Source organism: Malaciobacter pacificus (assembly GCF_004214795.1).
In the GTDB taxonomy this organism is placed as follows: domain Bacteria; phylum Campylobacterota; class Campylobacteria; order Campylobacterales; family Arcobacteraceae; genus Malaciobacter_A; species Malaciobacter_A pacificus.
In genome coordinates, this window is sequence record NZ_CP035928.1 from 1,542,185 (window position 1) to 1,554,701 (window position 12,517).

Genomic DNA, 12,517 nt, shown 5'->3' on the forward strand with positions numbered 1-12,517 from the left:
TTTGAAACAACTATATAGATCTTATGAAGATTCAACTTTAATTTTCAAAGAACTACAAAAAAGCTATCCTAAAAACTTTAAGTTAGAATCAATAGGTCAAACATGGGAAAAAAGAGATATTAATTTGATTACTATTTCTAAAGATATAAAAACTGCAAATACAAGACCGGCTTTATTTTTTACAGGGACTATCCATGCAAGAGAATGGATAGGACATGAATTAGCAATTGAGTTTGCTAAATATGTACTAGAAAATTTAGAAATAGATACCACACTACAAAAATATTTAGATGTAAGTACTATATATATGGTTCCTTGTGCTAATCCAGATGGATATGAATTTTCAAGAACACATTTTAGTTTTTGGAGGAAAAATAGAAGACAAAATGCAGATGGAACTTATGGTGTAGATTTAAATAGAAACTTTCCTATTGGCTTTATAAAGTCTACTTCAACAACCTCAAATGTTTATGGGGGACCTGAACCTTTTAGTGAACCAGAAACAAAAGCACTTAGAGATTTTGTTTTAAATCATCCAAATATAACTATAGCCTTAGATTATCATTCACAAGGAAATGTATTTTTCCCAGCCCATGATTTTAGACATGAAGATACTATAGATACAACAGATATGAATATTTTATGTGCAAATATGGCAGAAGAGATAAAAAAAATATCAGGCAGAGAATATGGAATTCATCAAGGAAAGCCTCCTGCTAAATTAATTTCTGGTAGTGGTAGAGAGTTTTACTATTCCCAAGGCATTATATCTACTGTTGTCGAAGTAGGAACTAGAAATATAAGTGATTATCTAGAAGATATGAATGAAAACTTTAGAGAACATATCCCTGCATTAATTCATGCTTTAAAAGAAACAGATAATTATTCGAAAGAAAATAGTGTTAAAAGAGTAGAATCTTTTGATATCACTAGTGTGGGTTCGAACCATGTAGATTTAAAATGGGAATATGATTTACAAGATAATATATATTTTGAAATTTATAGAAGTGATAAAAATAAGAGTTATTGTAATAGCTCAAATTTAATTGCAAAAATAAAATCTTTAGAATTTAGTGATATTAATTTAGATTCAAATAAAGATTACTTTTATAATATTAGAGCTGTAAATAAACAAACAAATGAAAAATCTCCTTTCTTTCCTCAAATAAAAGTTAGAACATTAGTTGAATATGATGAATATAGTAGAACTTATTATGCCAACTCAAAAGGAACTGGATATGTAGCAGAAAACATAACAAATAATGCAAATCACTTTGGAGTAAATTCATTATTTGTTGGAGTGGATGAAAATAAAGGGATATCTTATGCAATAGTATCAATAAATCTAAATTCATTACCCTCAAATGCAATTATAAAATCTGCTTCATTAAATCTTTACCCAATTAATAGAGTTTCTACAACTATTGAAAAGTATGGTGAATGGAATGTTGGAATAGTAAATCAAGATACAATGGGTGACATTACAAGTTATGAAGATGTTGAAAATATGCAAATTGTAAAATATATAGGAAGACCTACTGAATCACACCAATTAACACAAGGAATATGGCGAAATTGGACATTATCTGGAATTGAATGTAAAAGTTTAAAAGATAATATTAGAAATAATATAATTGTATTTAGAATAGAAGGTCCTAAAGAGTTAAAAGTTGGTAGAAATAGACAAATGATGCAATGGGATATAGGTTATGGAAAATTTGGTTTTGGTTTAAATTATAGACCAAGGTTAGAATTAACATATACAATAGAACCAACAATTACAACTTTGTATCCAAAAGAGATAAATACAATTAGTAAAAATGAACATAAAGAGAATATTGCTATTTCAGGTTTTGATAAAAATGGTTCTAAAATTTATTCATCTTTTGAATTTAACTTATCTTCTTTACCCCCATATAATGACACAATGATAACAAAAGCATATTTTGAACTTAACTCTACAAAAATTTATATAAAAGATGATATTCGATTTCATTTAGAGTTTATAGATTCAAATATAGATAAAGATTATAATAAAATTGCAAATAGAGAGATTTTGCAAAATATTGGATATGATGTTAGTGCAATTGAGTTAAAAAATAATCAAACTCAATACTTTTTATTTGATTCATTTTCAGAAAGAATGTTAAATGAAAAACTAAATGAAAAAGCTGATATATCATTTATTCTGAACCCTACATCTTCAAAAAAAGGAATAAAAGACAAAAAAGTATCTTGGGAGATAAAAAACCAGACTTTAAGTCCAAAACTAATCATTGAACACATTCCAAAAAGAAGGTTTCCATTAAAAAGTGTTACAAATCTTAAAACAATTGTTGAAAATGGAAAAATAAAACTTACATGGAAAAATCCATCTAATAACTCTCTAGTTGGAGTAAAAGTAATTAAAAATCCTCATAGAAAACCTATAAATCATCAAGATGGAACAAAAATATATGCAGGGAAAGATGACTATACATTTGATGACTTTGGGGCAAAAGATATAAATAAATATTATGCTGTATTTACATATGATAATGTTCCAAACTATTCTGAAGCTACTATAGTTGAATATAAAGCTAAATAATTAGCTTTATATTTAACCTTGCATTTTTTTACTTCACAAGTTATAATATTTTAAAATCAAACTAAGGATAAATAATGATTTTAAAATTCAAAGAATTTTACCCACAAATCCATCCTACAGCTTGGATTGCACCAAGTGCTGATGTAGTTGGTAATGTAACTATTGGAGAAAACTCTTCAGTTTGGTATGGTTGTGTAATTAGAAGTGATGTTAATAAAGTAATTATTGGTAAAAACACAAATGTTCAAGATTTATCATGTATTCATACAGATGTTGATTCTCAAACAATTTTAGGTGATAATGTAACTATTGGACATAAAGTTATGCTTCATGGATGTATTGTTGAAGACAATTGTCTAATTGGTATGAGTGCAACTGTTTTAGATAATGCTGTTATTGGAGAAGGAAGTATAGTTGGTGCTAATTCACTTGTAACTGCTGGAAAAGTATTTCCACCTCAAAGTTTAATTATGGGAAGCCCTGCAAAAGTTGTTAAAACTCTAACTGATGAAGATAGAGAAAAATTAATCAAACATGCAGGGCATTATGTAGATTATAAAAACGAATATAGTTAATGAATAATAGGTTTAAAACCTATTATTTACAACTATTGTAAGCATCTTCTAATTTTGAATATAAATCATCAAAACTAACATCATCCATTTTTTCTAAGATATCTACCATCACAACATTATCTTCTTTACCATTCCACTGTTTTATATAAGTTCCCTCTTTATATCCATGGTCTTGTCTAAATTGATTTAAACAATTTTTACCAATATATAATTTTTGTAACCACATAAATGACAATCCAGAAATTTTACAACATCTAAAGAATTGATCAATAAATCTTTCAACCCCACTAAATGATGGCATATTTCCTGTATCAATTGCTAAAGCTATATAAGATAATTTTTCAGCCTCAGTCATCATGAATTTCACATCTACTTCAGTTACTGCTTCATAAATACAATGTGTATTTACTAAAGATACTGCTTTTGGTACATTTGTTTCTTGTAAAATATAAGACATTAAGAAGTGCCAAATATCAACTAATTCAACATGAATATTATTCATATCTGGCTCAGAATTGATATTTTTCCAGTGTTTCCATGGAGTTGATTCAATTAATTCTGCAACTTCCATATGAATACATCTAAGCCAATTTATCTCTTTTCCAAACTTATTAATACCAAGCTCCCAGTTTTTACCATTAGTAGAGTCATTAAGCTTTTTTTGCAATAAGAACATCTCTTCTAATTTATGGGGAAAAGATGAAGCTTCATCTAAAAGCGTTGCTAAAGGTAAACACTCTTCAACTACATTATCTAAAGAAGAGGTACTAGGTAACTCTTTTTCTCCTTTTAACAAATGTAAAACTAGTGAAACAATATAAGGTACTTGATTTTTATCTTCCCAGTCTAAAACTTCATCAGATGTTACACCAGCATATTTTATAAAATCTTCCATAGTATTAAATCCTAAAGATTTAATACTCTCTTTAAACTCTTTATATAACAAAATTAAACTCCTAATTTAATGGTAATTTTACTGTAAATTTTGAACCTTTTACAGTATTTTCAACATAGATTTCTCCATTTGAATGCTTTTGTATAATTTGCTTACTCATATATAACCCCAATCCTGTTCCATTTTTATCATTTTTTGTTGAAAAGTATGGTTCAAAAATTTTATTTAGAATCTCTTCTTTTATTCCACCAGCATTATCTTCTAACTCAATTACTAGCTGGTCTTTTATTTCATAAGTTTTAATATCAATTACTCTTTCTTTTATATTCTTATCAATCATAGCATCAATAGAGTTTTTACAAAGGTTAATTAATACTTGTACAATTTCATTTAAGTATATTTCTAAAGAACTTTTAGAACTATTTACATAATTAACTCTTACTAAATTAACTCTAAATAAATAATCCAAGAAATCTATTGATTTTTTAACTACATTTTCAATATAAATACTCTCTTTTCTTTTATTAGGTTTAAAATAATCTCTAAAGTCATCAATTGTTTTAGACATATAATCTAACTGACCTACAACTTGCGATATAACCTCATTTAATAATTCATCACTAATTTCGCCATCAATCTCTTTAAGTAAAGAAAGCTTTTGAACTAATATTGAAACAGCTTGTAATGGCTGTCTCCATTGATGTGCAATCATAGATATCATTTCACCCATAGCAGCTGATTTAGATTGTTCTATTAATATACTTTGTTGCTTTTCAAACTCTATTTGTGCTGTTATATCTTGATAAACTGCATCAAAGCCAATTATTTCTCCTAAATTATCAAAATTGGGATGAATAGTTGCCTGTACCCAATAATAATTTCCATTTTTTTTACGATATTTTAACTTACCTTGCCATTTTTCATCAATTTTAATAGTTTTAAGTATTTTTTCCAATATATTTTTATTTTCATCATTATGTAAAATATTAATATAGTTTTTGCCAATCAATTCATAATTATTGTATCCAGAAATACTACAAAAAGCAGATGAGACTGAAGTTATAAAACCTTCTTTATCACACCTATTCATTAAAACATATTTATCTACAATATCAACTGATTTATTTAGAGCTTTTTCTATATCTTTAATTGATTTTGAATAAACATTTAATATTTGAGAAAATATTTGTTCAAAATAATCATTTATATCTTTTATTATTTCAAGTGAGTGATAATCATGTTTGTAACAATACTCTATTATAGAATTTTTAAAAGCAGAATAAACAATAAAAAGTTCATAAGATTTCAATTCATGTTTTTTTAGATACTTGATAAAATCAATTACTAATGTAGATACACCTGCTTGATTTTTATGTACTACACAATTAAAATAGTAATCCCATACAGCAATTGCATATCGCTTAATAATTATATCTTCATTTAATTTATGTATATCAATTAATTTTTTAAAGTTATCATCTTCTAGCCATAATTTTATAATTTTGATTTTTTCATCATTAATTTTTAGTATTATATTTTGTAAACTCATTTAAAATATTACTTTTGGTTTTTCAAAGTATAAAAATTACATGGATGACCACTACTATTTTTTACAACCATTGAAGGAATAGTTCGAGATTTAAACCCATAAGCTTTACAACCATGAGGTTTACTAGGTTCCCACGTAACAAAATAGTATAGACATTTTTGACAAATGATTCGATTATTCATGACAGAATTTTATCCTACTAACTTTAAATATTTACTTTACTTTGAATTGCTTTTGATAATGACAATATATCAACATTTTCTAGACTAACCCCAGTAGGAACACCTTGTGCTATTTTTGTAAAATTGATATCAAACTCTTTTAGTTTATCTTCGATATACAAAATAAACGCATCATTAGCAATAGAAGGGGTAATAGCAAATAGTATATTTTCAACTTTATTATCTTTTACAAGATTAATTAGCATACTTAAACTATTTTCATCTAGTTCTTCCATAACAAAATATTTTCCATCAAATTGTTTTGAATCTTCTATGATAAAAATATCTTTTGCACTTTGAACAATACATAATGTAGTTTCATCTCTACTATCATCTAAACAAAACTCACAAATTTCATGTTCACTCATAGAACCACACTTTGAACACTTAGTAATATTTTTTAAAGCATTTTCTATACTGTGAGCTATTTTTATTCCACAATAGTTATCATTCATAACAATATGATAAGCAAGTCTAAGAGCTGATTTCTTACCAATAGTAGGTAAAGATTCAAAAGCTTCAACTAATTCGTAAAATTTTTCAAGTCCTTTATTCATACGCGGATTATAGCAAACCTTTATATACTTTTAGATAAAATCGCGAATTATTCATACAAACATTTTTTTAAGGAGTTCTAATTTGACTGAAATAGACTATTATGAATTATTAGAAGTTAGTAAAGATGCAGATAAAAGCACGATAAAAAAAGCCTACAGAAAAATGGCTATGAAATACCATCCAGATAAAAATCCTGATGATTCAGAAGCTGAAGAAAGATTCAAAGCTGTAAATGAAGCATATCAAGTATTAAGTGATGAAGAAAAAAAATCAATTTATGATAGATACGGTAAAGCAGGACTTGAAGGTCATGGTCAAGGAGGAGGATTCTCTGGTGGTTTTGATGATTTAAGTTCAGTATTTGAAGAGATGTTTGGGGGAGCTTTCGGTGGAGGAGGTTCTAGAAGAAGACAAAGAAAATCATATAACTATAATTTAGACACAGCTGTGGATGTTGTTTTAGAATTTAATGAAGCAATATTTGGGTGTAAAAAAGAGATTGACTTTACTTATAAAACTGCTTGTAAACCTTGTAAAGGTACAGGAGCAAAAGATGGTAAAATGTCTACTTGTAAAACTTGTAATGGACAAGGTCAAGTGCATTCAAGACAAGGGTTTATGACATTTGCACAAACTTGTCCAACTTGTGGTGGTACTGGTCAAGCACCAAGTGCTTCATGTGACGCATGTGGTGGAACTGGGTATGATGAAGTAAAAGACTCCTTTAAAGTTGATATTCCTGAAGGTGTTAATGATGGGATGAGAATTAGAGTTTCAGGAAAAGGAAATATTTCACCTGAAGGTTCTAGAGGAGATTTATATTTACAAATAAGAGTTAAAGAGGATTCTCAATTTGTAAGACACGATGATGATATTTACGTAGAAGCTCCAATATTCTTTACTCAAGTAGCACTTGGAGCAAAAATAAAAGTTCCAGGTCTAAGAGGTGAACTTGAACTTGAAATTCCTAAAAATGCAAAAGATAAACAACAGTTTACTTTTAGGGGTGAAGGTGTAAAATCAGTTCAAGGATATGGTAAAGGTGATTTTATAGTACAAATCAAAATCGAATACCCTAAATCATTAAATGATGAACAAAAAGAGCTACTAGAAAAACTTCAAGAGAGTTTTGGTGTTGAAAGTAAACAACATGAAACTAACTTTGAATCAATGTTTGATAAAGTTAAAAAGTGGTTCTCTTAATCTTAAGGAAATAAGATGATAAAAATAGAATATGCTGGATTAAAACCTATGATAAGCCAACATGGGATTTCTTTTAAAGATGGGAAAGAAGATAAATATAAGTATTTAAAGTACGCAATTGATATTCTTGTTTCAATTGATCATCCACATATTTCAAAACAAAAATATTCTCATGTCTTAAATGATAAAAGATTATCTCCAAATGAGATAGTAGATATTTTAAAAAAACATCATCCTAATCTAGAAGAGACTTTAGATAAAGAAGTTTCTTCTTATTTGAAACATTTAGATAATGAAGAAAATGATGTATTAAATAGTACTTTAGAAGATATTGATAAAGAAGTATTTATTAATAATCTAAAAATCATGAGAGATTATAAAACTCAAAGAGCAAAAAATAAAATATTTTATTTTCATTGTATTCAAACAATTGCTAAAATTATTATAGAAAATAAAATAAAAAAAATAGAGACACCTTTTAATGAAAGGTTTTGGCATATTTTACAAACACTAGAAGGTGAGCTATCAAAAGATAAAATATCTTCAACTTTAGAATTAGATAACTCTAATGACACTACAAAAGCTGTTTTAAATGTAGCTATATATTAACTACAGTCAGCTTTTTTAGATAATATTTTTAATTCATCACAAGAAAAACCTGCTTTTTTTCTATCCTCAAAATTTAAGTCCATCTTTCTTTTTGTAGAACCAGGAAATACATCTTCAATAATTTCTAAATATGTACTATCATGTGGTAAGTTTTCTAAATCACATGCATATTTAAACCATCTATCACCCTTTGATACATGATCAACTTCTTCAATTAAAATTGTGTTTAAAGCATCTAATATTTTATCATTAAATTCATCTTTATTTGAATTTAACTTCTCCATAATTTTTGGATTTTGATCCAAGCCATTTGCTTCTAAATATCTTGGAACTGCTGCCATTCTTCTTAAAAACTCAGGTGTTTTTTCCATAGCTTCAAAAAGATTTTTGTGAACATCAAAATCTCCATACTTTCCACCAAGTTCATTTAGTAGTTTCTCCAACATTAAAAAGTGTCTTACTTCATCATTTGCTACTTCTAACCAATCTTCGTAATAATCTTTTGGTAAGTCTTTATATCTTAATGCTGCATCTAAAGCTAAATCAATTGCAGAATATTCAATATGTAAAATAGTATGTAATAAATACTTTTTACCTTCAATTGAATTGAAATTTTTGATTTTTGGTAAAGTTGTAGGTTTTACAATATTTAAAAAAGTTTCATATGATGGGTTTTGCATTTTATATGGAGTGTAGTCATTATTGAAAAAAAAGTTATTTTCTTTAAAGTTTTTATAAAAAACTTTAAATTTTGCTATTTTATCTTTGGGTTCATTTGATAATATAACCTCTTCTAAATTTGAAAAATAATCCATTCATAACCTTACTATTGATATAATAGTTATTATTTTAGCAAAAAGTAGGTTAATATGGATATAAAAGTACAAGCAATGGGTGATTATCAAACTAATTGTTATATCGTTACAATTGATGATAAAAATATAATTATAGATCCAGGAGTAGATGCGTTAAGATGGATTAAGAACAATGTAAAAAATCCAATAGCTGTTTTAAATACTCATGGTCACTTTGATCACGTATGGTCAAATCAAATTGTAAAAGAGACTTATAACATAAAACTTTATACTCCAATTGATGATGAATTTATGCTTGAAAAAGATCCTTATGGTATGGGAATGCCCCCTTCAACTCCTGATGTATTAATTCAACCAGACCAAGAAATTGAAATAGAAGGGATTAAAATAAAATTCCATCACTTCCCAGGTCATACCCCTGGATGTTCAGCCATTCAAATTGGTTCTCATTTGTTCACAGGTGATTTTATTTTTAAAGGAACTATAGGAAGATTTGACTTTCCTAATTCAAATGCTACGTTAATGAGACGTAGTTTAGATAAAATACTTAAATGGACTGAAGATTTCCACATTTACCCAGGTCATGGGGATAAAACGACTTTAAAAAGCGAAATTTCTACATTAAAACAGTGGCAATCATATATACAAGGATAAGAATGACTTTAAATTGTGAAAAAATAATTAATGAAAATGAAAAATTAAAATTATCAGACTTAGAAAAATCTTGTATAAATACTTTTGAATATCTAAATCTTCATCATAATGTCAATTTTCTAAAAATTAAAGCAGTAAGTAAAGAAAATGAGTTTATTTTTTTTGATAATATAAGCCATGACTTAAAGTTAATAGATATTTTAAAATTTAAACAAAATTGTGACACTGATATATTATTTGAATTTTATGCTAGTGATGATGAGAACAACAACATTGTTAAAAGTCATTTAAATAGTATAAAATTTTCATTACAAGTTTTTTCTCAATCTATTTTCAATAAATATATGGAAAAAACAATTGATGAGCTATCATTAGTAGATCATATAACAGGCGCTTATAATAGATGTTATTTACAAAATTATATCCAGGCAATTTTTAGTTTAGCAAATAGAGAACAAAAAAAAGTTGCTTTTGTAAAAATAGCAATTGATCAATTCAAAGCAGTTATTGATGAATTTGATTACTCAACAGGAGATAAAGTTTTAAAAACACTTTCTAGTTCTTTAAAGAAATCTGTTAGGGAATCAGACATAGTTATTAAAATTTCTAATGATGAATTTTTAGTAATACTTATGAATATAATTAATGAAGAAAATGCTACAATTGCGTCACAGAAACTTATTAATAATTTTAGTGAAGAGAAGGTTGTAGTTAATGAAGCTACAAATCAAGTCTTAATGAAAACAATTTGTACTGGTATATCTATTTATCCAGATGATGCAACAACATTAGATGAAATACTTAAAAAATCAGATATTGCATTATATGAAGCTCAAAATAGAGGAAGAGGACAGGTATTTAAATTTACTGAAGAAGAGACTCATACAATAGATTTTTTCTAAAGGTTTAAAATGAAAAATAATATTATAGAGCTTATAAAGTCATCTGGTTCAACAGGTGTAGAATTTGAAAGTATTTCTAAAATTTTTAGATTATATGAACAGTTAAAGTATGCAACTAATCTTAAACAAATTGCTCAAGATATTTATTTTTGGTTACATAATGAATTTAGAATAGATAATATGACTTTTACACTATTTGATATTAATAAAAATGAAAAAGAAAATATTTTAGTAGAAGGTGAAAGCTTTTATTTAGATGATGATTTTACAAACTTTTTTATTGTAAATACACATACAAGTTTAAATGCTACAATATCATTCAAAGCAATCTCAAAAGTTCATAATAGAATACTTCAAGATCAATATCACATAATTGATGGTGCTTTTGATTTAATTTCTCCAATTGTACAAAATGGTATTTTAAAGAAAAACTACGTCGAGTCTTCTTCAATTGATTCAGTTACAAATGTTTATAATAGAAACTATTTAGTGGAAACTCTTACAAGACATTTAAGCTTATCTAAAAACAAACAATCTCATATCTATTTTTTAATGATTGGAGTTGATCATTTTAAAGCAGTTATTGATGAGTTTGACCATGATATAGGTGATAAAGTACTAGTAGAGCTTGCTAAAACAATTCACTCAAATGTAAGTCAGTTTGATTTAGTTGGTAGATTAACAGGGGATGAATTTTTAGTTACTTTACTTAGTACTGAGTATGAGCATGAAGTTACATCACTTGCGCATAAAATAATATCTGATTTTGCACAAACTGAAATCCTTGTTAATGAAAATACTAAGCAAATCCTGAAAAAAACTATTTGTATAGGAATGGATAAGCATATAGTTAGTGATAAAGAAAGTATTAATGAGACAATAAAAAATGCAGATATAGCTTTATATGAAGCTAAAAATAAAGGTAGAAGTACTTTTTTTAATTATGAGGATTTAAGAGTAGAAGATACAATAGATTTATTTTAAACCTATTGTATTTTTCTAGCTTTCATATAAACTCTTTTTGGTGCTGGATAACCCTCAACCGTTTTAGTTGGATCATTTGGATCTAAAAAATCTTCCAAACTTTGATCAAATGACCATTTTGTTTTTCTTTGTTCTTCACTAGTTGTTGTTGTAGTTGCAATTACTTCAATATTCTCAAATCCTGCTCTAACTAACCAGTTTTTAAGTGCTGGAATTGTTGGAATAAAATAGATATTAGGAATTTTAGAATATCTTTTATTTGGTGTTAAACAAATCTCTTGATCTCCATCAATCATAAATGTATCAATTAAAATCTCACCTTTAGAGTTCAACCCTCGTGCTAATGATTTTAAAGTTCCAACTGGATCTGCTCTATGATATAAAACCCCTAACATAAAAATAAAATCAAAACTATGATTATAATATTCTAAATGCTCAACTCCAAGCATTTCATAAGTAATATCAGATTTTACAAAATGATTTACAAATTCAAATTGATGTAATGTCAAAGGACTTGGATCAAAACCAATTAATCTTTTTGGTTTATCCTCTAGCATTCTAAACATATAATAACCATTATTGCAGCCAATATCAGCAACAACTTTATCTTTTAGATTAAAATGAGGTCTTATAAGATTATATTTAATATTACTTTGCCATTCACTGTCGATTTCTAAACCAAATAAGTTAAAAGGACCTTTTCTCCAAGGGATTAATTTTTTTGCAGCATTTTCAAGAATATCAAACTCTTCTTGAGTTAAATCTTCTCTCTTTCCAATTGTAAACCAATCTCCATAATCAATGAAAAGTTCACCTTTTTTTATGTTACTAATTTTTAGTATTTCATCATACCAAGGTTGAACATTTTTCCAAGTTCGGCATTCATATTTCTTTTTTTGTAATTCTTCTAAATTCATTTTGCAATTATATGAATATATAATGAAAAAGCATCTTAAATCAAAGAG

General features: G+C 26.9%; 12 protein-coding genes. 7 read left to right on the forward strand and 5 right to left on the reverse strand.

The features are described 5' to 3' along the window. Position 1: 1 nt before the first annotated feature. A complete protein-coding gene (locus APAC_RS07835; protein WP_130233589.1) occupies positions 2 to 2,587 on the forward strand; it encodes a M14 family zinc carboxypeptidase in 2,586 nt (861 codons plus the stop codon). 74 nt (positions 2,588 to 2,661) lie between these two features. Then, positions 2,662 to 3,162: a gamma carbonic anhydrase family protein gene (locus APAC_RS07840; protein WP_130233590.1), complete on the forward strand. Its 501-nt coding sequence runs from the start codon at positions 2,662 to 2,664 to the stop codon at positions 3,160 to 3,162. A gap of 22 nt (positions 3,163 to 3,184) precedes the next feature. Here APAC_RS07840 and APAC_RS07845 read toward each other — a convergent pair whose 3' ends face one another. From APAC_RS07845 to recR, 3 genes are all read right to left on the reverse strand, one after another. Continuing rightward, positions 3,185 to 4,108, reverse strand: a complete 924-nt coding sequence (locus tag APAC_RS07845) for a dUTP diphosphatase (RefSeq protein WP_130233591.1) — start codon at positions 4,106 to 4,108, stop codon at positions 3,185 to 3,187. A 10-nt stretch (positions 4,109 to 4,118) separates the two neighbouring features. Next, positions 4,119 to 5,606: a PAS domain-containing sensor histidine kinase gene (locus APAC_RS07850; RefSeq protein WP_130233592.1), complete on the reverse strand. Its 1,488-nt coding sequence runs from the start codon at positions 5,604 to 5,606 to the stop codon at positions 4,119 to 4,121. A gap of 205 nt (positions 5,607 to 5,811) precedes the next feature. Next, a complete protein-coding gene (recR, locus tag APAC_RS07860; protein WP_130233594.1) occupies positions 5,812 to 6,384 on the reverse strand; it encodes a recombination mediator RecR in 573 nt (190 codons plus the stop codon). Positions 6,385 to 6,466: 82 nt separating this feature from the next. Here recR and dnaJ point away from each other — a divergent pair, with 82 nt between their 5' ends. Further along, entirely contained in the window at positions 6,467 to 7,588 is a 1,122-nt protein-coding gene (gene dnaJ / locus APAC_RS07865) for a molecular chaperone DnaJ (RefSeq protein WP_130233595.1), read from the forward strand. A gap of 15 nt (positions 7,589 to 7,603) precedes the next feature. Then, positions 7,604 to 8,197 (forward strand): hypothetical protein, encoded by a 594-nt coding sequence (locus APAC_RS07870; protein ID WP_170170136.1) that lies wholly within the window; start codon positions 7,604 to 7,606, stop codon positions 8,195 to 8,197. Here the strand turns inward: APAC_RS07870 and APAC_RS07875 are convergent. Beyond that, positions 8,194 to 9,012 (reverse strand): ferritin-like domain-containing protein, encoded by an 819-nt coding sequence (locus APAC_RS07875; RefSeq protein ID WP_130233596.1) that lies wholly within the window; start codon positions 9,010 to 9,012, stop codon positions 8,194 to 8,196. The two genes, APAC_RS07870 and APAC_RS07875, sit on opposite strands and share 4 nt — an antisense overlap. Before the next feature lie 54 nt (positions 9,013 to 9,066). Here APAC_RS07875 and APAC_RS07880 point away from each other — a divergent pair, with 54 nt between their 5' ends. The 3 genes from APAC_RS07880 to APAC_RS07890 are packed head-to-tail and all read left to right on the forward strand — an operon-like array spanning position 9,067 to position 11,552. Then, the gene (locus tag APAC_RS07880) at positions 9,067 to 9,666 is read left to right on the forward strand and encodes an MBL fold metallo-hydrolase (RefSeq protein ID WP_130233597.1); all 600 of its coding nucleotides are present in this window, start codon (positions 9,067 to 9,069) and stop codon (positions 9,664 to 9,666) included. A 2-nt stretch (positions 9,667 to 9,668) separates the two neighbouring features. Further along, positions 9,669 to 10,568 (forward strand): GGDEF domain-containing protein, encoded by a 900-nt coding sequence (locus APAC_RS07885; protein WP_130233598.1) that lies wholly within the window; start codon positions 9,669 to 9,671, stop codon positions 10,566 to 10,568. 9 nt (positions 10,569 to 10,577) lie between these two features. Beyond that, positions 10,578 to 11,552, forward strand: a complete 975-nt coding sequence (locus tag APAC_RS07890) for a GGDEF domain-containing protein (RefSeq protein WP_130233599.1) — start codon at positions 10,578 to 10,580, stop codon at positions 11,550 to 11,552. Between the two features lie 2 nt (positions 11,553 to 11,554). Here APAC_RS07890 and cmoB read toward each other — a convergent pair whose 3' ends face one another. After that, positions 11,555 to 12,469, reverse strand: coding sequence for a tRNA 5-methoxyuridine(34)/uridine 5-oxyacetic acid(34) synthase CmoB (cmoB, locus tag APAC_RS07895; RefSeq protein ID WP_130233600.1), 915 nt, complete (start codon positions 12,467 to 12,469; stop codon positions 11,555 to 11,557). Positions 12,470 to 12,517: the final 48 nt, after the last annotated feature.

Coding starts and splice junctions, on each gene's coding strand:
- APAC_RS07890 (WP_130233599.1), top strand. CDS start 10,578: ATGAAAAATAATATTATAGAGCTTATAAAGTCATCTGGTTCAACAGGT.
- APAC_RS07885 (WP_130233598.1), top strand. CDS start 9,669: ATGACTTTAAATTGTGAAAAAATAATTAATGAAAATGAAAAATTAAAA.
- APAC_RS07875 (WP_130233596.1), bottom strand. CDS start 9,012: ATGGATTATTTTTCAAATTTAGAAGAGGTTATATTATCAAATGAACCC.
- cmoB (WP_130233600.1), bottom strand. CDS start 12,469: ATGAATTTAGAAGAATTACAAAAAAAGAAATATGAATGCCGAACTTGG.
- APAC_RS07850 (WP_130233592.1), bottom strand. CDS start 5,606: ATGAGTTTACAAAATATAATACTAAAAATTAATGATGAAAAAATCAAA.
- APAC_RS07880 (WP_130233597.1), top strand. CDS start 9,067: ATGGATATAAAAGTACAAGCAATGGGTGATTATCAAACTAATTGTTAT.
- APAC_RS07840 (WP_130233590.1), top strand. CDS start 2,662: ATGATTTTAAAATTCAAAGAATTTTACCCACAAATCCATCCTACAGCT.
- recR (WP_130233594.1), bottom strand. CDS start 6,384: ATGAATAAAGGACTTGAAAAATTTTACGAATTAGTTGAAGCTTTTGAA.
- APAC_RS07870 (WP_170170136.1), top strand. CDS start 7,604: ATGATAAAAATAGAATATGCTGGATTAAAACCTATGATAAGCCAACAT.